The organism is Actinokineospora globicatena, assembly GCF_024171945.1.
In the GTDB taxonomy this organism is placed as follows: Bacteria; Actinomycetota; Actinomycetes; order Mycobacteriales; family Pseudonocardiaceae; genus Actinokineospora; species Actinokineospora globicatena.
Genome location: NZ_JAMTCR010000006.1, coordinates 227,112 through 248,258, shown reverse-complemented (window position 1 = coordinate 248,258; position 21,147 = coordinate 227,112). Strand labels below are relative to the sequence as shown.

Here is a 21,147-nt window from a genome sequence, read left to right as displayed (position 1 = left end):
TCCGCCCTCAGCGGACACGGCCCACGCCCGCCGCCCCCGCCGCCATAGTGGTGTTATGACCGACAGCCTGCGCGCAGCTGAACGCCGCCTCCAAGCCGCTCAACTCACCTCCGACACCGCCGCCCTCGAAGTTCTCCTCGACGACGGTCTCCGCTTCACTGGGCCTGACGGTGTGGTCCTGACGAAACAGGACGACCTTGCTGCGCACGCTGGTGGGCATCTTGCGTTGACTCGGGTGGAGGAGGAAGACCTGCAGGTGCTTGCTGTGGGGGATGCGGGGGTGACGTGGTTCTTGGGGGTGCTGGAGGGAACCGTTGGGGGGCAGGCGTTGGCGGTTCGGATGAGGTATACGCGGACGTGGATCCGGGGGGAGTCGGGGTGGAAGGTGGTAGCGGCACACGCGTCGGTGGTGGGGTGATGGGAGCGGGAGGCGTGAGCGGCTTCGCAGGGTGGGGTTGTCCACATGGGCCTCAGTTGTCCACAGGCTCGACGTTCAGCCTCCCTGCTCGGCGCGCCCCCTCGGTAGGCTGTGTATTCGGGGGTCTTACGGGTGGTCCTCCCCCACACAAAACAAGTCCACCCCATCGAGCCAGCCTGGCACCAGCGACTTGAGGGAGCGATGGCGGGCAACGTCGTCGGCGGGTGTGTCGTGGCCGACGACGTTGGCGGGTGCTTTAGGGCCAACGTCGTTGGGTCTTTGCCAGTCGCAGGTGGTGGGCTGGACTGGGGCGCGGGGGCTTGGTGGGGCGTGGGATAGCCATGCCGCTGGGGTTGGTGGAGCGTGGGGTGGCAAGGCGGTCGGGCTTGGTGGTGGCCGGGGCGCCTTTGCGGGTGAGCGGGCTGGGCGGGCGCGGGGCGGGCGGGCCCGGACGCTCTGCTCTCCCAGAATGGGCGGCGCTTGTGTTCTGGACCCGCCAAAGTCCTTCCCCGCGTGGGCGTGCAGGGTGGGGCGTGGCTCTCTGTCCACAAGGGATCTGGTTGTCCACAGGGCCATAGTTGAGCGTCGAGCCGTGACCTGGCGGGTCGATAGGCTGTATATCGGGGGCTGCTCAGCTCGGTTGATCTTGGCGGGGAGCGCGGGCCAAGGGGTTACTGCTGTTGGAAGCGGTCCAGGACTCGGCGTTCGCGTTTGGTGGGGCGGCCGGTGCCTCGGTCGCGGCGGGCGACGGGGATGAGGGTTTCGGGGGGTGGTTTGGGGGTTCGGTCGATGAGGCAGGTGGCGGCCACGGCCGCGCCGACGCGTTTGCGGATCGTGTTGGTGACCTCGACGACGCGGGTGGTGCCGCCGGTGCGGATGCGGACCTCGTCGCCGGGGACGAGGACCGTGGAGGCTTTGGCGGGGCGGTCGTTGACGCGCACGTGACCACCCCGGCACGCCGCTGCGGCGTCGGGGCGGGTCTTCATCAGCCGGACCGCCCACAGCCAGCAGTCCACTCGGACGGACTCCACCCCGCCATCATGCCCGGTCGCCCCCGTCCGGCGACACCCGGACGGGGGCGCGCGGGTCAGTCCCGCAGGTTGATCGCGGTCACCGGGCCGACGCGCAGCGCCAGCCGGGTGGGGATCACGGTCGCCACCAGGGCCAGCAGCACGGCGCCCGCGACGATGGCCAGGTACGCGGGGAACGGGCCGGACGGGATCGGGTCGCCCGCGAGGCCGATGCCGAGCAGCACGAGCGGCACCGCCGGGATGAGCGTGCCGATGACGGCCGCGATGCCGCCGGTCAGGCCTGCCTCGAGCCACATCATCCGGCGGACCTGCCTGCGCGTGGTGCCGACCATCCGCATCATGGCGAACTCGCGGCCGCGCTGGGCGGTGGTCATCACGAGCGTGTTGCCGACCGCGATCACGATGTAGCCGAGGATGACGCCGAAAGCGACGAGGTTGACCCAGAACCCCTGCTCCTGGGCAGTCGTGTCCGCGGCCTTCAGCGCACCACGGTCACCGACGGTCACGGTGGGGCTCAGCGCGCGCAGGGCGACCGTCACCACGGTCGGGTCCGCGTCCGGCTCCAGCCGCACCAGCACCGAACTGTCGACGGCGTCCGTGGTGTGCGCGCGGGCGAGGGCGGCGGGGAACACGAAGTCACCGAACGCCAGGTTGTGGGTGTAAGTCGCCACCAGGCGGGGTGACCCGACCCGGCCGTCGCCGAAGTGCAGCGGGACGGGGTCGCCGATCTGCTTGTCCATCCAGTCCGCCTGGTTCTCGCTCAACGCGACCGTGTCCCCGGTCAACGCGGCGAGATCGCCGGTGACCGTCCCCAGGTCGAGGTTGCCGCGCACCTGGTCGCCGTCCAGCCCGAGCGCGGAGCCCTGTTCCAGGTCCACCTTGTCACCCATTGTCGTCGTGGTGAACACCTGCGTGCGCACCACCGACGACGCCGACGCGACACCGGGGACCTGGCGCGCCGCGTCCGCCACGGCCGGGGGCAGGCCGCCGCTCTGGCTGACGATCACGTGGTCGGCCAGCGTGCCCGCCGACGTCTGCTGCCGCACCGCGTCGGCGTGGGTGGTCTGGCTGAAGACCTGCGCGACCGCGAAGCCGACCGCGAGCATGACCGGGGTGATCGCCGCCGCCAGCCTGCGGGTGTTGGCCCGGCTGTTGGCCGCCGCGAGGTAGCCACCGACCGGGGCGATCCGGCTGAGCGGACCGGTCACGAGCCGGATCGCCGCGCCGACGAGGGTCGGGCCGAGCAGGCCGACGCCGATGACGATCACCAGCGCGGCCATCGCGCTGAACGCGGCGACGAGTGGCGTGTCCAGGAACAGCGGGAGGGTCGCCACGCCGAATCCCGCCGCGGTGACCACGAACCCGGCCGTCGTGCGGACCCGACCGAGGCCACGCCGTTCGATGACGGCCTCGCTGAGCGCCTCAACAGGCGAGATCTTCGACGGTCCGCGCCCGGCAACGTAAGCGGCGAACCTGGCCGCACCGACACCTAGCAACAACGCCGCCACGACGGGAATCGGTCCTAGAGCCAGCTCGAAGTCCGACGGCACGATCCCGATCTCGGCGAACGCGTCTCTTAGCCAACCTGCGACGAGAAACCCACCGAGGCCGCCTAGTGCTGCCGCGACACCCGACACCAACAGGGTCTCGGCGCCGATTAGCGCGCGGATCTGTCTTGGTGTGGCCGCGATGGCTCGTAGGAGCGCGAACTCTCGGCGTCGTTGGGTCACCGATAGCGCTAACGTGCTGCTCACGACGAAGACCATCACCAGCAAGGCAACGCCACCGAACGACCCGGCGATCGCCATGAGCACGGCGCGGGCCTGGCTGACGTCGCTGAACTCCACGGTGCTGCGGTCGGTGCCGGTGGTCACCTCGACGTGGTCGTCCTTGAGGGCCTGCTCGACCCGTTCAGCCAGGTCGTCGGCCTGGGTGCTGTCGTCGGCCAGGACGCCGATGGCGTGTACCTGGCCGGGTCGGCCGTAGAGCGCGGTCGCCTGGTCGTCGGTGAAGTACAGCGCTGATTGCCTGGTCACGCCGGGGGCCGACACCACGCCGACGACCCGGTACTCGCGTGTGCTGGACGGGGTCTCGATCTGGATCTGGTGGCCGGGCGCAGCACCCGCCTTCGCTGCTAGGTCGGCGTCTAGGACTACCTGGTCTGGACCGTTGGGCGCCTCGCCTGCCGTCAACGTGAAGGGCGCGAGGGCGGCGGCAGACCAATTGTGTGCTCGCGCTTGGGGCTTGGTGGGACCGCTTTCCGTGATCAGGGTGGCGGGGAAGTCGACCTCGTTGATCGCCGCGCGCACGCCGGGTACGGCCGCGACCCGGGTGGCCAGTCCGGCGTCGATGGTCGGTTGCTCGGCGGCGGGGAGGCCGCCCAGGATGTCGACGCCCTCGGGTCGCACGGACTGGGGTCCGCCGACCACGACCGCGGCGGCCGCGTAGCGCTGGGGTGGGACCCCGGCGCGCAGGCCCGACTCGATCAACACGCCGCAGGCCGCGACGATGGCCGTACCGCAGAGGACCGCGAGGAAGGCTCCGACGAACCCGCTGAGCCTGGTGCGCATTGTGTTCCACGACAGAGAAAGCATGGTCACCACTCCCCGAGGTGCGTCATGCGCTCGGCGACGGCGGCGGGCGTCGGCTGCTCAAGCGATCCGGCGTGCTTACCGTCGGCGAGGAACACCACGCGATGGGCGTAAGAGGCGGCGACGGGGTCGTGGGTCACCATCAGCACTGTCTGGCCGAGGGTGTCGACCAGTTCGCGGAGCAGGCTGAGCACCTGCTTGCCGGTCCGGGAGTCCAGCGCGCCGGTCGGCTCGTCGGCCAGCACGACCTCGGGCTTGCCCACCAGCGCCCGGGCGATCGCTACTCGCTGCTGCTGCCCGCCGGACAACTGCGCGGGCCGGTGCCCCAGGCGATCGGCGATGCCGACGCGGCCGACGATCTCCCGCACCCACCCGGCGTCCGGCCGCACGCCCGCCAACCGCGACGGCAGCGTGATGTTCTGGCCGACGGTCAGAGACGGGAGCAGATTGTAGGCCTGGAACACGAACCCGATCCGATCCCGCCGCAGTCGGGTCAGCGCGGTCTCCCCCAACGACGCCAGATCCGTGTCCCCCAACAACACCCGGCCCGCCGTCGGCCGATCCAACCCGGCCGCGCAGTGCAGGAACGTGCTCTTGCCCGACCCGGACGGCCCCATGACCGCCGTGAAACTCCCGCGCCCGACGCCGACCGTCACCCCATCGAGCGCCGCGACCGCCCCATCCCCCTTGCCGTACACCTTCCGCACACCCTCCAACGCCAACGCCTGCATCCCTGTGCCCTCCACCCAATCGCTCTGACCAGGCACAAGTCTGGCGACGCACACCCCCCACCACGATCCCGCTCACTGGCCGATCGGGGGTAGCGCCAGCACTACCTCCCTCCTCCCGCAGCCACCCCTGCGCCCCCGCGCGCTCTCCCTTGCCACCTGCCCGCCGCCCTCTGCGTCCCCCTGCGCGGAGCCTCCCCTCGCGCCCCTTTGCGACCTTCCTCCGGCCTCACTGCTGCTTCTTCGCGACCCTCCAACGCTTCCCGATCGAGCGAACTTCCCCCGCTTGAAACCGTTCTCCCAGCTCGGGTTTGTCCACAAGGGCCCGAGTTGTCCACAGGTTTTCGCCGTCACCCCTTCGGGCGAGGGGGTCCTTGTAGACTGGGCCTGGGGACGCCCCCCGGGACAGGGTGGGGGCTGGGATTCGCGGGGACGGCCTCCGGAATGGGGGCGCAGATCGTTGGAAAGGGTTTCCGACATTGAGGGCGCCAGGTCACCAACGGACCCAGCGGATGCCGTCTCGGTTAGTCCACGCGCGCCAGCTAGGCCGAAGACCGCCTTGAGCGACCGTTCCTCACGTATGAGCCAGTGCGCCAATCGAGTTGTAGAACCAGTACGCAAGGAAGAAGTGGCCGTATCCGAGCGCACCTACAACGAGAGAAGGCAGAACCGCCAGGCATCCAAGAGCATCCGTTTGCAGCGGGCCACGATTGGTTTTGTAGGAGGCGTCCGACAGCGCGGACCAGAAGACGGTCGCCGCAACAAGCGGACCGAGGAACGCCACCCCGAACCCGGCGAGATTGAGGATGATCTTCACCAGGGTGATCCACCCGCTTTCTCCGGGGTCACCCGGGTCGGCGAGCACCAGCCAGTCGGTAAAGAAGGCGCAGTCGCCCATGATCGCCAGCACGAGCATGACGACGAAGATGGACACGGTGTCCGCGAACGCGCTCGCGCTTGGCTCTGGTCGACCTCCACGGGTCGGCGCGTACGCTTCGCCCGCCACGGCGAACGGGTAGGAGTTCGAGCCCGCCTGGGCGCCGGGCTTCTGCTTCGGTTCACGGAATGCGCTCATCGCGAATTCCTCAACAAACAGTCCCACTATGTAGAACAAGAACACGTAGAGCTTGTCGTCGCCATTCTGTACGCGCCAGAACACGAACAGTCCGACCAACGCGAGTGCGATTCGCGCGACGTGGCGTGGAGTGATCACAGTCATGCTTCGCCACGACACGACCACGTGTTACAAATCCCCGATGGGTCTGGAACACCGCAGCGAGAAGCGCTGCCACGTGCCATGACCCGCGCTCGAACTGTCGGACGGGGCCATGACTGCGGCACCTGTCCACCGATCACAGCGCAGGCGCCCACCGAGAGCCCGCGCCAGGCACCATGACGAACGAGGGATTGACAGTCATCCCTGTGAACAGCACGAACCTCTGGGACAGACAGCAAGTTCTAAGATCGCCTGCACTGGATACGGGAACGAAGGGAGGGGAGGATGGCGATGGGGGCGTTTGATGTGCCGCTGGGTGATGCGCGGGCTCAGCTAGACGCGTTTGTTGAGGAGTATCGCCATGCGGTGGTGGGGGTGCTTGAGGGGTTGAGTGAGGAGCAGGTTCGTCGGAGGTTGGTGTCGTCGGCTACTACGTTGCTGGGCTTGGTGAAGCATGTGACGTGGATGCAGCGGGTGTGGTTCGAGGAGTGTGTGGGTGGGACTTCCCGGGTGGAGCTCGGGTTGGTGGGGAGTCCGGAGGAGTCGTTTCGGCTGGATGACGGGGACACCGTTGCCAGTGTTGTGGCGGGGTTTCGGGAGGCTTGTGTGACGGCCCGGGCGAAGGTTGCCGGGCTTGGGTTGGATGTGGTGGTCACCGGGCACCGGAGTGGGCCTCGGACGGTGCACTGGGTGTACCTGCAGGTGCTGCGGGAGTTGGCGCACCACTGTGGACACGCGGACATCCTGCGGGAGCAGGTGCTTGCGAGCTAACTGAGGGCACGGCTGCCCGGTGCGCACCGGAGGTACGCACCGGGCGAGCTTCCTGCCGCGACCGGGCTTCCTGCCCGGTAAGCCGGTCAGGGCAGGTCGGAGGCGCGGATGTCGCGGCGGGAGACGACCTTCAGCTTTCGGAGGACTCGCGACGTGTGTTGTTCGACTGTGCGCGGGGAGAGGAAGAGGATCTCGGCGATCTGGTTGTTGGTGTGGCCCGCGGCCAAGAGGCGGGCGACCTCGCGTTCTCTGGGGGACAACGTGTTGCCGTAGCCGCGGCGGCCCTGGCGGGAAGGTGTGACGATGCCGAGGGTGCGCAAGAGATGGCGGCACCGCGCGGCGTCGTGGGTGGCGCCCAGGTCCTCGTAGCGTTCGGCGCAGCGGCTGAGGGCGTCGCTGGCGTTGGTGTCGCCCTTGGCCAGGCGGTGGGCCTCGGTGCGTTCCCAGGCGGTCGCCGCGAGGTAAGGGGCGCCGAGGTCGTCGTAGGCACGGGCGGCGGCCGCGTGGTGCTCGGCGGCAGGTTTGCCTAGATACTCGGCAATAGCGCCGCGGCAGGTGTGCAGGGCCGCGGTGGCCATCGGTGCCACGACCCCGGTGATGCCCTGGGTGAGCGAGTGCAACACGTCCTGGGCGTCGTGAACCCGTCCTGCCGCAAGGTAAGCGTCGACGGCGGCAGGTGCGAACTCGCCCGCCCACGCCCAGACCTCCTTGCGCCGCAGCAGAGCCATCCCCGCGTCCGCCTCGACGACAGCGAGCACCGCGTCGTCGTTGCGCAACGCCAACCGCACCAACCCGGCGCTCCCGCCCAGCGCGATCGGCGCGATCGCGTTCTGCGGCGTCCGGACCCCGGTGTCCGCCAGGTACCCGCCCGCGGCCGCCCACTCCCCCCGCGCCAAGGCGAGCAGCCCCAGCACCAGGTTCAGCTCCGTGGCGACCGCCATCAACTCGCGGTACTCGACCAGCAGCGACTCGGCCCGAGCGGCGAGCCCGTCCCAAGCGCCGGTGAACCAGTCGAGCCGGATCGCCGTGCTGCGCGCCGTGCTCAACACGTACAGCGCGCCGCTCTCCTCCGCCGCGCGGGTGCCGAAGCGGAGGAACTCGCGGGCGGTGTCGAAGCGGCCGATGATGGTCAGCGAGTCGGCGAGGTTGCTGTGCGCGCGGGCGACCTGGCGCTGCTCCCCCAGGGTCCTGGCCAGCGTCGGCATGGTGGCGAGCCGGTCGTGCATGTCGGGATCGCCGATGGCCACCATGGAGCCGACCACGTTGGCCATCAGGAATATCCGCAGTTCCGGGTCCTGGCACTCGTCGATGAACGCGTCCGCCTTGCGCATCCACGGCGCGACAAGGGATAGCGGCGTGTCACCGGTGAACGGCTGGGCCAGCGCGCTCATGCACTTGGCGGACATCTCGGCACGTCCGGCCAGCTCGTCGGCAGCCAGTTCCAGCTGCGCCCGGCCCTCGGCGAGCGCGTCACTTTGCCGTGACAGCAACAGACCGAGCTGCATGCGGACCTCACCGCGCGCCGACGACGAGAGCCGGGGGTCGACCAGCAAGCGCTTGAGCAGCACAGCGGATCCACGCGTGTAGAGCCCGAGCAGCGAAGCCTCACCGAGCTTCACACCGAGCCGGTCGACGTCAGCACCGGTGAGTGTCGGCTCAGCGAGAAGTCGTTGCAGCAGCGGCGTAGCAGTCGTCGCGTCGGACACCGCGAGCGCCTGATCAGCGGCTGCTTCGCCGTAGTTGAGCCAATCCGCCCTGCGGTTGGCCAGCCTGCTGTGCTCAGCGAGTTGCACCAGCGGCAGCGGGTCGAGCGCGGAGAGCAGCCGCACAGCCCGCTGGTGCAGTTCACGGCGCTCCATCGCGCTGACGGTGCTGTAGACGGCTTGGCGCGCCAGGGTGTGCCGGAACGCGCACGTGCCGTCGCCAGGGTCGTGCAGGATCGAGCATGCCAACGCCTCGTCGACGGCAGCGCTGAGGGTGTCACCAGAGAGCCGCGCGACCTCGCCCAGCAGCTCCACAGGCGCCGGGATGGTGAACACAGCGGCCGCGCGCACAAGCCTGCCCGCTTCCGGTGACAGCGCGGCCAACCGCTCGGCGACGGACTCGCGCAGCAGAACCGGGACCTCGCCCTGTTCGGTCAACCGGCGGGTTACGGTGCTGTCGCCGCTCTCGGCGACCATCTTGTCGCTCATCGAGCGCAGCACCTCTTCGACCACGAACGGCAGCCCAGCGGTGTGCTCGTGCAGTTCCGCGGCGAACGCGGCGCTTACGTTGTCAGTGCGCAGTATCGCGGCGGCCAGCCTCCGGACCTGTGCCACGCCAAGGGGTTGCAGCTGCACCAGTTCCGCGGTCACGCCCGCGCCCGGCCGGTACGCGGTGCCCAGCGGCATGCCGCCCGCGACGTCCTCGCGCCGGTAGGTGACCACCACGGCCAGCTCCGGGGGCGGGTCGGCCATCAGGAACCGGAGCAGCTGGAGGGTTCCATCATCCGCCCAGTGCAGGTCCTCGATGACCAGCAGCACCGGCCCGAGCGCGGCGAGCACCTCGCGGATGGCCCGGAACAGCAGGTGCCGGTCGAACTCCGGGTCGGCGGTGCCGGTCGCCGGGGCGGGCAGCACGTCGGCCAGCTCCGGGACCGCCGTGCGCAGCGCCGAGGTCACCGGGTTCAGGTCCGCGCACTGCGCGAGCCTGCCGCTGGCGCGCCGCAACGCCTCCAGCACCGCGCCGAGGACGAACGGTTCGCGCAACTGCTGGCAGTAGCCGATCAGCACGGACGGGACGTCGCCCCCGAGGGTGTCGACCAGTTCGCGGACCAGCCTGCTCTTGCCGACGCCCGCCTCCCCCTCGACCTGGACGAGCGCGGGCTTGCGGCGCACCAGCAGTTGGAGCAGGCCCAGTTCGTGCTCGCGGCCGATCAGGACGGAGTGCGGTTCGTGGCTCGGCATGTGTCTCTCCCATCACCGCGGGGCGGGGGCGCCGTTGCCCCCGCCCCGCGGTTCGGACCAGTGGTCAACCCACCTCAGACACCCGCGATGGACTGGATCCACGAGCGGTAGCGGGTGATGTTGGTGTAGGTGGTGTAGTCGGAGCGGTTGCTGGTCGACGCGACGCCGACCTGGCGGCCGTTGCCCCACATCGGGCCACCGGAGTCGCCGCCCGCGGTGAGGCCGTTGTACCAGTAGGCACCGATGCCGACGCCGCCGACGTAGTCGCGCCCGTTGACGGTGTTGACCCGGACGGTGGCCTGCTTGAGGTAGCGGGACTGGCAGTTGATCTCGGCCTGGTTGGTGCAGGTCGCACCCCAGCCCATGACCGTGACGTACTGGTTGACCGCGACGTCGGAGGTGGTGCCCAGTGGGGAGTAGGGCCCCGCGACGGAGCGGTCGAGCCGGACGATGGCCAGGTCGGCCGCGGAGTGCGTGGTGGTCTGCACGCCCTTGGCGACCGTGCCGCCGGAGTTCTGGTCGAGGCTGCCGATGCGGAACGACAGGGTGCCGCTGGCGCAGTGCTTGGCGGTGAGAATGTAGCGGGATGCGATCAGGGTCGCGGTGCAGCTCTGCTGGCCGTTGGAGAACAGCCGGGCGGCCCAGGTCGCGCTGCCGTTGTAGTAGCTGCCACCGATGATCTGCACGGTGGCGCCCGGGTCGACCGGCGGCGCGGGCTTGGCCGAGGCGGCGGGGGCGACAGCGGCGACGGCGGCCGCGGTGGCGACAACTGCGAGAACAGACTTGAGGATCTTCATGACCATCGCTTTCTCCGCGCTGGGACAGCGGTGCGCGGATAGTCCAGTGACCCGGTGGGACTCCGGGTCACGCAGGGGGGACACCGGGCAATCGTGCGGGCGATGGCGGAGCGTGATCAATCCGTACCCGGTACTTATAAATTGTAGAACCGGTACGTAGTTTGACAGTTTTGAACAACAACACCCTATTCACTCCGGGTGCGGCTCAACGGAGTGCGGTGAGCGGTTCGCCAGAATCGGGTCACCGGGACGTGGCGCGATCGTTCAAGACCCCGGGGCGACCACGGCCCTAGCCTGACCGCAGTGGACAGCGGCAGGGCCGGGGAGGTCGGGTGGACGAGTTCGCCAGCGCGCGGTTGGTGGGTGCGGTGCGGCGGGGGCTCGCCGAGGCGGGGATCGCCACGGCCGCCCCCAGGGCCACCGGCGCGCTGCTGCCGCTCGCCGCCAAACGCCGGTACCTGTCGGAGGTGGCCGCGGCGCACGGGCTGCTGCCGTTGGCGCGGGCGGGCAGCGTACTGCGCGAGATGGCCGCGGATCCAGCCGTCGCGGCGTTGTCGCTGGCGTCCACACCGGCCGGGCTGCTGGAGCGCTGGCGCAGGCTGGAGCGGTTCACACACTCGCGTCACCACGTAGTGGTGCAGCACAGCGACTCCGGTCAACTCGCTTTAAAGCACGCTGGGCCACCGGGAACGCCGCCGGAGCCCGCGGAGGACGCGGTGGTACTGGGCGTCCTGGTGGCGTTGCTCGGGGTGATCGGCGTCCGCGATCTGACCGTCGCGGTTGGACCGGACGAGGTGGTGGTGTTCACCGGTGACGAGTTCGTCGCGGCGCCGCCCGTGGTCGGTTCCGAGCTGTGGTTGTTCACGTGGTCGAGCACCACGCCGCGCGAGCCGGTGGTGGTGGCGGCTGATCAGTCCGACGCCGTCACCGAGGTGCGCCGGTTGGTAGCGGCCGACCTGGGCAAGCGGTGGTCGCTCGACGAGGTCGCGGCGGTCGTGGGCACATCCAGGCGGACCCTGCAGCGCGGGCTGCGCGAGGCGGGCGGCTTCCAGGAGTTGGTCGGCGCGGCCAGGACCGAGGCGGCCGCCGCGCTGCTGCTGGCGGGCGGGCACCCGCTCAGCACCGTCGGGTTCGCGTGCGGCTACGCCGACCAGCCGCATTTCACCCGCGATTTCACCCGGCGGACCGCGATGTCCCCGGCCACCTATCGGCAGTCCTTCTCCCCCTGACCAGTTCCCGCACGCGAAATGGAGCACAAAACAATGGAAATCGCTGGCAGAACGGTTCTCGTCACCGGCGGGGCGCGCGGCGTCGGCCGGGAGCTGACCAGGCAGTTGGTCGACCTCGGCGCCACGGTCGTCGCTGTCGGCCGCGACCAGGCCCGGCTCGACGCGCTCGTCGCCGAGCACGGCGCCCGGGTCCGCCCGCACGTCGTCGACCTCGCCGACCCGGTGGCCACGGCCGAGTTCGCCGACCGGCTCGTCGAGTGGCACCCGGAGTTGTCGGTGGTCATCAACAACGCCGGTATCCAGTCGCTCACCGACTTCCTCGACGGCGACCCGGTCGCCACCCGCGCGACGGTGCGCGCCGAGATCGCGGTCAACCTCGACGCGGTCGTCACCCTGTGCGGGGCGCTGCTCCCCCACCTGCGCGGGCAGGAGTCGGCCGCGATCGTCAACGTCACCACCGGGCTCGCGCTGGCCCCCAAGGCGACCGCGCCGGTGTACTGCGCGACCAAGTCCGCGGTCCGCACGTTCACCCGCGCGCTGGGCTACCAGTGCCGCACCGGGGCGCCGCACGTGCGGGTGGTCGACGCGGTGTTCCCGCTCGTGGACACCGACATGACCCGGGGGCGCGGCAAGGCCGGGATCAAGAAGATCAGTGCCGCTGAGGCGGCCGCGGCGGTGCTGGCGGGGGTGCGCCGGGACCGGGCGGTGGTGCACGTCGGCGCGACATCGCTGCTGGCCGGGATCATGCGGGTCGCCCCCGGGCTGGGCTACCGGATCATGCGGGACAGCTGAAACCGCCGGTAAGTGGACTGCGGACTTTCTCAGGGAAGTGGACCGCGCGCCCGCGCGCACGGGCGAGGACCATGAGCGGTGACCGGTTCTCGGGTGAACGGTTCTCGGGCGAACGGGGTGGTGCGGTGGACGAGCGGGCGGTGCGGCACCGGGCGGCGGCTGGGGTGCCCCGGTGACCGTCGTGCGCACGGCCGAGCGCGCCGACCTGCCGGTCGTCCTGCAACTGATCGTCGAACACGCCGAGTACGAACGCGCCCCGTCCCCCGGCCCGGGCCTCCCCCAACGCCTCGACGCCCTGCTGTTCGGCCCGTCATCACGCCTGCGCTGCCTGCTGGCCGAGATCGACGGCACCGCCGTCGGCTACGCCACCTGCTCCCCCGAGATCTCAACCTGGGACGGCTGGGAGTACCTGCACATGGACTGCCTCTACCTGCGCCCCCAAGCCCGAGGCCACGGCATCGGCCAACTCCTCATGGACGCCGTCCTGCACCACGCCCGCCAACTAGGCATGGTCCAAGTCCAATGGCAAACCCCCACCTGGAACGAAGGCGCCATCCGCTTCTACCGCCGCCTAGGCGCCACCGCCGTCGAGAAGGTCCGCTTCACCCACACCCTGTAGCCACCCCGCTGGCTGACCTCCGCCCCACCAACAGGGCCCAAGGCCGTCGAGTGGGTATCTAGCCGTTGGCCGGTGGGCGGAACCTGGGCTTGAAGGCTTGGCCCCAACAACGCCCGCCAACAACGTTGGCCCTAAGCACCCGCCCGACGACGTTGGCCCCCACACGCCAGCCGACGACGTTGCCCGCCATCGCTCCCTCAAGTCGCTGGTGCCAGGTCGGCTCGATGGGGTGGACTCGTTTTGTGTGGGGGGACGGTACCCGTAGCGTCGGTAGCGGACAGGGCCATGCTTTTCGGCCCCTGCTTTGCGGTCCTGCCACGGGTGTCGTAGGGGCCCCGCGCAAAACAAGTTCGCCCCATCGAGCTTGTCTCGAAAATCGCGCTCAAGTCGATGGCGCAGCCGAGACGTCTACCGCAGCGCAGCGAAGGCACCGAAAGCCGGAGATTCCCAGCTCAACACCCCACCAACCACGGCCGCCAAGATCAACCCGCCCCAAAGACCCCCGAATACACAGCCTACCCAGGGGGACGCAAGACGAGAGAGGTTGAACCTGCCCCCTGTGGACAACTCCGCCCCATGTGGACAACCCGTGGGGGCGACGACAGTGGTCGCCCCCACGGGTCGAGCTCTAGCGGACCGGGTTCTGGAGGTCGAGGGTCCAGGTGTCGATCTTGCCCACGTCGTTGGTGGCGGCGTCGCGGACTCGGAGGGTCCAGGTGCCGTTGGGGGATTTGGTGCGGAGGTCGAGGAGGTAGGACTTGACGATGTTGTCGGCGCTGCCGCCGGTGCGGTTGTGGAGGACGTAGGGGGTGCCGTCGGGGGCTAGGAGGGTGACTACCAGGTCGCCCTGGTAGGTGTGCTGGATGTTGACGTCGATCTTGCTGTTGGCGGAGGCGCCGGTGTTGCAGCCGGTGAGGGTGATCTTGCTTTCGACCGTCGCGTTGTCCGGGATGGCGACGTCGGTGCCGTTGATGAAGCGGCAGCCGGTGGGGGCGTCGTTGCGGACGGTGAGGGTGTAGGTGGCGGTGCGGGTGCCGCTGGGGGCGGTGCCGGTGACCACGACCGAGTACGTGCCCGGGGCGGCGGTGGGCAGCGCGAGTGACAGCGACGACGACTGGCCCGAGGTGACCGTCTGCGGGGTGAACGTGGCGGTGCTGCCGGTGGGCAACCCGGTGGCGGACAACGAGACCGACTGGCTCTGACCCGCGGTGGTCCTGGTGGCGACCGCGACCGTCAGGGTGTTGCCCGGCATGGCCTCACCGGCGGTCGGCGACAGGGACACCGCGAAGTCGTTGGCGGGGGTGTCCGAGACGCCCGCGAGCTTCCACACGGTGTGCGCGATCGCGTTGGTGCTGTGTCCGATGGTGCGGGCGCCGACGTTGCTGATCGTGTCGCAGGCCGCGTGGTAGCACGGGTCGGTGCCGGAGCCGATGCCGCCGACGGTGATGTTGTGCTTGGTGAACGACGAGTGGTCGGAGCTGCCGTTCCAGCTGATGGGCGTGGTCGGGATGCCCTTGGCCTGGAAGTACTCCTTGAAGTGGTTGGCGATGGTGGCGTTGTGGTTGTAGACGCCCCAGGTGGTGACGTCCTTCTGGCCGACCATGTCGAAGTTCAGGTACGCGGTGATCTTGGCGCGCTCGGTGGCGGCGAGGTTGTCCGCGTAGTACTTCGACCCGATCAGGCCGAGCTCCTCCGCGCCCCACCAACCGAAGCGCAGCCGCTTCTCCGGCCGGAGATTCTCCCGCGACACAGCCAAAGCGACCTCGAGCACCGCCGCCGTACCGGAGCCGTTGTCGTTGATGCCAGGTCCGGCGGTGACGCTGTCGAGGTGCGCGCCTGCCATGACGACCTTGGTCGCGTCCCCGTACGGCCACTCGGCGATGACGTTCCAGCCCGTGGCGCCGTTGTGGGTGAAGGGCTGCAGCGTGGTGGTGTACCCGGCCGCGTCGAGCTTGCCCTTCACGTAGTCGGCCGACGCGCGGAACCCGGGCCTGCCGTGCGCGCGGTTGCCGCCGTTGTTGGTGGCGATGGTCTGCAGCTGGTTCAGGTGCGCCATGACGTTCTCGGCCGGGATCTCCGGCGCGGCCGACACGAGCGCGGGGGCCTGCGCGGCGGGCGCGGGCGCGGAGTTCGCGATCCCCGCGGTGACGCCCAGCGCCAGCACCGCCGACACGACGGCGGTGAGGGCCGCTCTTGGTGACTTCACTGCTCTCCTCCTTGGGAGAAAACGGGTGCCCGACAACCCCGGTGTGAGCGGGAGCGGGAGTTCAGGGGTGGCGATGCCGCGCCATTTCGGGTTCTCGACGGTACCAAATGCACGGTTACCCCGACAAGAACAGCTCTTTACCACCGGCGCGGCGATTGCCTTACTGGGAAAGGGAAAACCCTCGTCGTGCGCTTTCGGGCGGGGTCGGTGGCGCCGGGGTGACCCGGCGCCACCGCCGCTCAGCCGAGCGTGATCCCCCAGCCCCGCACCGTGCCGGTGTCGTTGGTGGCCGCGTCGCGGACCTGCAGCTTCCAGGTGCCGTTCGGCGCCTCACCGGCGAGGTTCACCGTGTACGAGCGCACGATGTTGTCGGCTGACCCACCGGTCCGGTTGTGCAGCACATAGGCGCTGCCGTCCGGCGCGATCAGCGAGACGACGAGGTCGCCCTGGTAGGTGTGCTGGATGTCGACGTCGACCTTGCTGGTCGCCGACGGCGTCGCCGTGCAGCCCGAGATGGTGACCGGGCTCTCCACCGTGGTGTTGTCGGGAATCGCCACCGCCGTCGTCGTGCTGGCCTTGCAACCGCCGCCGGGGCCGCTGACCACGAGCGAGTAGGTAGCGGTCTTGGTGGTGGCGCCCTTGGCCTGCACCGTCACCGGGTACGTGCCGGGCGGCGTGCTCGCCGAGGTCGCGATCGTCAGCGTCGACGACGAACCGGAGGTCACCGACGTCGGCGCGAAGGTGGCCGTGGCACCGGCGGGAAGCCCGGTGGCCGACAGGGCAAGCGATTGCGCGCTGCCGCTGGTGGTCGCGGTGGAGACGGTCGCGGTGGTCGACCCGCCGGGCGCGGTGGTGCCGGTCGCGGGCGCCACGGCGACGGAGAAGTCGTTGCCCGGCTGGGAGATCCCGGTCAACGGCACGGTCAGCGTGCTCGCCCCCGGGGCCAGCTTGAGCTGGGTCCCCGCGGTGGGGCGGAGCGTGTAGTCGTAGTCGGTGGAGATCACGACCAGGCCGATGCGGTGCCCGGAGGCGAACACGTGGTCCTTGGGCTGCAAGGAGAACGTGAGGTCGTACTCCTGCCCCTGGGTGATCGGCTGGCTGGTGCTGATGCCGTCGCGGTTCTGCGGGTCGATCCAGCCGCGGGTGACGATCACCGGCGACGAGCCGCCGTAGTCGACCAGCAGCGCGGTCAGGTTCGCGGCCTTGCGGTTCTCGACCGACGCGCGCAGCGTCACCCTGGGCGTGCCGGAGAGCTTGGCCTGGGCGGTGAGGGCGTCGCTGCGGTAGACGAGCCTGCTGCCGTTCGCGCTGTCCGGGCTCGCGACGAGGGTGGTCGCGGTGCTCGTCCGTCCATTGTCGACAAACGCTTGCTTGACGTCACCGCCGGAGCCGGTCAGCGACAGGGTGCCGGGCGCGGTCGCCGAGGTGGCGCCGAGGCGGAACACGGCGTTGCGGGCGGCGGGGTCCGGCCAGTCGGCGAACTGCTGCCAGGTGCCGTCGGCGAACTGCACGTCGGCCTTGGGCTCGTTCATGACGCCGTTGTCGATGCCCTTGAGGTGGTAGTCGAACCACTTGAGCACCGCGGCCTGGTAGTCCGAACGCGACGGTGCGCCGTGGCCGCCCCGGTGCAGCCAGATCTTGCGCGGGACGTTGTTGGCCTTCAACGCGTCCCACCACTGGGCGTACTGCGAGCCCTTGACGTTCCAGTCGGTCTGGCCGTGCATGACGAACACGCCCGCGGTGACCTTGTTGGCGTCGCGCAGGTAGTCGCGCTGCTGCCAGAAGTTGGTGAAGTCGCCGGTGACCCGGTCCTGGTCGCGCGTGATGCCCGCGATCTGGCCCGAGCAGCGCGAGGCGTTGCCCACCACGGCCTTGGCGAGCACGTCGGCGTCCTCGCCCTGGTACCCGCCGGGCGCGACGACCAGGCCGTTGGCCCGGTAGTAGTCGTACCAGCGCGAGATGGCCGCGATCGGCACGATGGCCTTGAGCCCCGGCACCCCGGACGCGGCGGCGGCGTTGGGCAGCGTGCCGTTGTAGGAGATGCCGATCATGCCGACGTTGCCGGTGCTCCAGGTGGCCTTCACCTCGGTGCCGGAGGCGTTGTAGCCCTTGGTGCGGCCGTTGAGCCAGTCGATGACGGCGGTGGCGCCGAGGGTCTCGTTGCGGTCGCCGGTGGTCGGGCAGCCGTCGGAGTCGCCGGTGCCGATGCTGTGCCCCATGACGACGGCGTAACCGCGCGGCACGAAGTAGTCGTCGTACCAGTCGGGCAGGTCCGGCGCGGGCCGCAGGGACTCGGCGAGCGCGGCGGCGGACCCGGCGGTGACACCCTCCTGCGGCAACCGGTCCACATTGGGGTTGTAGTTCGGTGAGGTGTTCAGGCCCTTGACGTACGGGCTGTGTTCGAACACGACCGGGACCCGGGTGCTCCCGGTCGGCCGCGAGATGTCGATGGCGACTCGGTCGAGCCGCCCGTTGCCGTCGGTGTCCACCGTCGTCTCGACGTAGACCCGTTCCTCGAGCATCGCCGCAGTGCTGTCTCGGGCACTGGCCGCTGTGTTCTCTCGCGCGTAGGCCGCGCTGGTGACCAAGGGGACACCACCAGCGACGACAAGCGCGGAAACCAGCACGGCGCGGGGCAGGGGCCGCATGGGCGCTCCTTCACTTCTTGCAGGGACCACCAGCCAGCCCCACCCAGCCCCTCCAGTCAATCCGCCGACCGGCACCCGCGCATAACAGTGATTGCCCGTCCGCTTTAACTGTGAACGTCCGACTTCAGACCACTTGATGGGAACCCGCGCCCGCCGACTGGGAACGCGGCCGCGCCGATCCCGGGCAGCCAAGGGCTCGGACCCGGTGGCGTGCCGGGCGAGCACACCCCACTCGGGATGGTCAGCGGGCCGCACGAGCGGCGGGTGCGGCGGGAGGCCGACCGGACCGGAACCCGCGCCCGCTGACTGGGAACGCGGTCAGGTGCCGTGTCGGGTGACGTAGGCGGAGCGGGTGAGGGCGCCGTGTTTGCGGAGGATGTTGGCGACGTGGTCCTCGACTGTGCGGCGGGAGAGGAAGAGGGTGTCGGCGATCTCGCGGTTGGTTCGGCCGTCGGCGAGGAGGCGGGCGATCTCGGTTTCGCGGGGGGACAGGGCGCGCCCGTAGCCGCGGCGGCCTCGGGTTGAGGGGACGGGGGTTCCCGCGCGTCGGGCGTGGTGGCGGCAGCGGGCGGCGGCGATGACGGCGCCGAGGTCCTCGTACTCCAGGGCGAGGTCCGAGAAGGAGTGCGGCGCCCCGAGGAGGGCGGCGCGTTCGGTGAGGGTCGCCGCGGCGTAGGGGAGTCCCAGGGCGCGGTGTTGGGCGGCGACGGAGGTGTAAAGGGGCGCAACAGCTTCCGGCGACGCCGTGGCGGCCGCGAGGTGCGCGTACCCGGCAGCGAGTGCGGCGCGCAGGTACGGGCCGTCCAGCGGCGCGATCCCGGCGGCGGTCTGGTCCAACAGCCTCCGGGCGTCGTCGACCCGGTCCGCCGCGGTGTAGGCGATCACGGCGGCGGGGACCAGGTCACCGGACCAGGCCCACACGCGCTGGTGGCGCAGGAGCGCGACACCGGCGTCGACCTGGGTGCAGGCGGCGCGGACGTCACCGCGGTCCATGGCCACAGTGGACAGCGCGGCCATGGCGGCGAGCACCACCGGCGCGACGGCGGACTCGGGGTCGGCCACCCCCGTCTCGCGCAGGCACGCCGCCGCCCGGACGACGTCGCCCTTGGCGATGGCGAGCCACCCCTGGACCAGGCGCATCTCCCCCGTGACGGGCAGCGCGCCCGGGTTGGCCGTGATGATCGCCTCGGCGCGGTCGGCGAGACCGGACCACCGGCCCGCCAGCCAGTCGAGCCGGACCTCGGTGCCCAGCCCGGTGCTGCGCACGTACGGCGCGGACTCGACCCCGCGCAGGCCGTTGGCCAGCAGCGCCCTGGCGTGGTCGTAGTGGCCGAGCCAGGCGCACACGTCGGCGAGGTTGCACCGCGCGCGCCCCAGCTGGCGCAGGTGTTCGTGGTCGTCGGGGTCGACCCGGGTGGGGAGCAGGTCCTCCAGGTCGGCGATGTCCGCGTCGCCGAGGGTCAGCCGGGACTGGAGCATGCTGGCCAGCAGCGCGGTGCGCGCCGGGCCGGGCGCCATGGCCCCGATGCGGGAGAACACCAGCCCCTGCCAGCGGCGGCACTCCTGGACCGACCGGTTGCCGAGGTAGGGCATGCCGAAGATGGCGACCCCGCGCAGGCTCCACGCCTCGGCGACCCCCGGCGTGCGCACGGCGCTCCTGATCTTGAAGTCGGCCCGGGGCAGGTCACCCGGTGCCCGCATCAGCAGCAGGCCGAGACCGATCGCGACCTCGGCGCGGGCGCCGTCGGAGAGCCGCTGGTCGGTGATCAGCCGCTCCAGCACGGGGATCAGCTCGCGGTGCCGGGCCCCGCTCAGCCCGTGCCCGCACAGGATGGTCACCAGGCGCGCCAGGTCGGCGGCGGGCAGCGCGGGTTCGGTGACCAACTCGGTCAGCCAGCCGACGGCGACGTCATCGCGCCCGGCCAGCATCGCCTCCTCCGCCGCGCGCACACCGTGGCGCGCCCACTCACGCAGCGCACCCGCTCCGCGCGCATGCGTGGCCACTTGGTCAGCGGGCAGGTGTTCGCCGAGCACCGCCAGCGCGCGCTCGTGCAGCCGCCGCCGCTCACTCGCCGGTAACGACTCGTACACAGCCTGTCGCGCCAACGGGTACCGGAACCCGATCCCGGCGTCGGTCTCGACCAGCACCGCGCGCCGGACGAGCCGCTCGACCTCCGCACTGTCCACTCCGGCCACCGCGGACAGCACCGCAGCGGACGCGGGAGCCACGACCGCCGCCGCCCGCATCAACGCCGCCGCCGCGCCCCAGAGCCCGCGCACCTGGTCGGCCATCTCGTCGCGCACCGACCACGGCACCGGCAGCCCGCCGAGCACGCGTTCCGCGGCGGCGTCGTCAGCCCGGGTCAACGCCCTCGGGTCGCGCACCGCTCCGACGAGTTCGGCGACCGCGAACGGCAACCCGGCGGTCCGCCGCCACAGCGCAGCCGCCACCGCGTCCGACACCGGCCCGACGACCTCCGCCGCGACCCGACCGACCCCATCGCGCTCCAGCGGCTCGACCACGACCCTGGTCCTGGTCATCCGCCCCGGTCGCGTCCCGAGTGGACCGCCGGGGCCGACCTGCTCCGGCCGGTAGGTGAGCACCAGGGTCAGCCCGGCAGGCGGGTGGTCGACGACCGCGCGCAGCACCCGCCTGCTCCACTTGTCGACCCACTGCGCGTCCTCGACCACCAGCGTGACCCGGCCGAGCGCGCCGATCACCTCGCGGAACCCGGCGACGACCACGCGGCGCGCCTGCTCGGGTACGGGCGGTGGCAACCGGTCTGCCAATTCCGGCACGTGCGGCCGCACGGCACCCGCCGACGGGCCGAGCGCGCCGAGGGTTCGGGGGTAGGTGCTGAGCAGGTCGACCAGCACGCCGAACGGCGCGGGGTGGCGCGACGGGTCGCAGCGGCGGGCGCCGACCCAGTGCTCGACGCCCTGGCGGCGCGCGAGTTCGGCGACCAGCCTGCTCTTGCCGACCCCGGCGGTGCCCTCGACCAGCACCAGCGACGGCGGCCACTTCGCCGCCTCGGTGACCTCGGCGAGTTCGCGGTCACGGGCCACAAGCGCCGTGCCGCCCGGGCGCACCCAGACCCGCGCGCCCGCCGAGCCACAATCCGGTCCCCGGTCGGCCAGGTAGCCCATGCGCCGGAG

Annotated in this window: 14 protein-coding genes; 5 read left to right on the top strand and 9 right to left on the bottom strand. The window is 70.7% G+C overall.

Annotation, left to right across the window (positions count from 1 at the left end; genetic code table 11):
• Nucleotides 1-55: 55 nt before the first annotated feature.
• A complete protein-coding gene (locus LV79_RS28700; RefSeq protein WP_253841404.1) occupies nt 56-418 on the top strand; it encodes a nuclear transport factor 2 family protein in 363 nt (120 codons plus the stop codon).
• A 671-nt stretch (nt 419-1,089) separates the two neighbouring features.
• Here the strand turns inward: LV79_RS28700 and LV79_RS28695 are convergent.
• From LV79_RS28695 to LV79_RS28680, 4 genes are all read right to left on the bottom strand, one after another.
• Nucleotides 1,090-1,449 (bottom strand): RNA-binding S4 domain-containing protein, encoded by a 360-nt coding sequence (locus LV79_RS28695; RefSeq protein ID WP_253841403.1) that lies wholly within the window; start codon nt 1,447-1,449, stop codon nt 1,090-1,092.
• A 56-nt stretch (nt 1,450-1,505) separates the two neighbouring features.
• Complete coding sequence (locus LV79_RS28690; RefSeq protein ID WP_253841877.1) at nt 1,506-4,043, bottom strand: FtsX-like permease family protein; 2,538 nt, start codon at nt 4,041-4,043, stop codon at nt 1,506-1,508.
• Nucleotides 4,044-4,045: 2 nt separating this feature from the next.
• The gene (locus LV79_RS28685) at nt 4,046-4,771 is read right to left on the bottom strand and encodes an ABC transporter ATP-binding protein (RefSeq protein WP_253841876.1); all 726 of its coding nucleotides are present in this window, start codon (nt 4,769-4,771) and stop codon (nt 4,046-4,048) included.
• 571 nt (nt 4,772-5,342) lie between these two features.
• Nucleotides 5,343-5,987, bottom strand: a complete 645-nt coding sequence (locus tag LV79_RS28680; protein ID WP_253841402.1) for a hypothetical protein — start codon at nt 5,985-5,987, stop codon at nt 5,343-5,345.
• Nucleotides 5,988-6,275: 288 nt separating this feature from the next.
• On the opposite strand from LV79_RS28680, the gene LV79_RS28675 reads away from it, so the two are divergent.
• Nucleotides 6,276-6,755, top strand: coding sequence for a DinB family protein (locus tag LV79_RS28675; protein WP_253841875.1), 480 nt, complete (start codon nt 6,276-6,278; stop codon nt 6,753-6,755).
• Nucleotides 6,756-6,841: 86 nt separating this feature from the next.
• Here LV79_RS28675 and LV79_RS28670 read toward each other — a convergent pair whose 3' ends face one another.
• Together LV79_RS28670 and LV79_RS28665 are read right to left on the bottom strand one after the other, a co-directional pair.
• On the bottom strand, nt 6,842-9,700 hold the full coding sequence (locus LV79_RS28670; RefSeq protein ID WP_253841401.1) for a helix-turn-helix transcriptional regulator: 2,859 nt from the start codon (nt 9,698-9,700) through the stop codon (nt 6,842-6,844).
• A 74-nt stretch (nt 9,701-9,774) separates the two neighbouring features.
• A complete protein-coding gene (locus LV79_RS28665) occupies nt 9,775-10,497 on the bottom strand; it encodes a S1 family peptidase (protein WP_253841874.1) in 723 nt (240 codons plus the stop codon).
• Between the two features lie 332 nt (nt 10,498-10,829).
• On the opposite strand from LV79_RS28665, the gene LV79_RS28660 reads away from it, so the two are divergent.
• The 3 genes from LV79_RS28660 to LV79_RS28650 all read left to right on the top strand — a co-directional run bounded on the left by LV79_RS28660 (nt 10,830) and on the right by LV79_RS28650 (nt 13,137).
• Nucleotides 10,830-11,726 (top strand): helix-turn-helix transcriptional regulator, encoded by an 897-nt coding sequence (locus LV79_RS28660; RefSeq protein ID WP_253841400.1) that lies wholly within the window; start codon nt 10,830-10,832, stop codon nt 11,724-11,726.
• 33 nt (nt 11,727-11,759) lie between these two features.
• The gene (locus LV79_RS28655) at nt 11,760-12,518 is read left to right on the top strand and encodes an SDR family oxidoreductase (RefSeq protein WP_253841399.1); all 759 of its coding nucleotides are present in this window, start codon (nt 11,760-11,762) and stop codon (nt 12,516-12,518) included.
• A gap of 172 nt (nt 12,519-12,690) precedes the next feature.
• Nucleotides 12,691-13,137: a GNAT family N-acetyltransferase gene (locus LV79_RS28650; RefSeq protein ID WP_253841398.1), complete on the top strand. Its 447-nt coding sequence runs from the start codon at nt 12,691-12,693 to the stop codon at nt 13,135-13,137.
• Nucleotides 13,138-13,765: 628 nt separating this feature from the next.
• Here LV79_RS28650 and LV79_RS34175 read toward each other — a convergent pair.
• The 3 genes from LV79_RS34175 to LV79_RS28625 all read right to left on the bottom strand — a co-directional run bounded on the left by LV79_RS34175 (nt 13,766) and on the right by LV79_RS28625 (nt 21,138).
• The gene (locus LV79_RS34175) at nt 13,766-15,343 is read right to left on the bottom strand and encodes a M20/M25/M40 family metallo-hydrolase (protein ID WP_285470331.1); all 1,578 of its coding nucleotides are present in this window, start codon (nt 15,341-15,343) and stop codon (nt 13,766-13,768) included.
• A 239-nt stretch (nt 15,344-15,582) separates the two neighbouring features.
• Nucleotides 15,583-17,991 carry a Xaa-Pro dipeptidyl-peptidase gene (locus LV79_RS28630; protein ID WP_253841397.1) on the bottom strand — a complete coding sequence of 803 codons (2,409 nt, stop codon included), beginning with the start codon at nt 17,989-17,991 and terminating at the stop codon, nt 15,583-15,585.
• A gap of 318 nt (nt 17,992-18,309) precedes the next feature.
• Nucleotides 18,310-21,138 (bottom strand): AAA family ATPase, encoded by a 2,829-nt coding sequence (locus tag LV79_RS28625; protein WP_253841396.1) that lies wholly within the window; start codon nt 21,136-21,138, stop codon nt 18,310-18,312.
• Nucleotides 21,139-21,147: the final 9 nt, after the last annotated feature.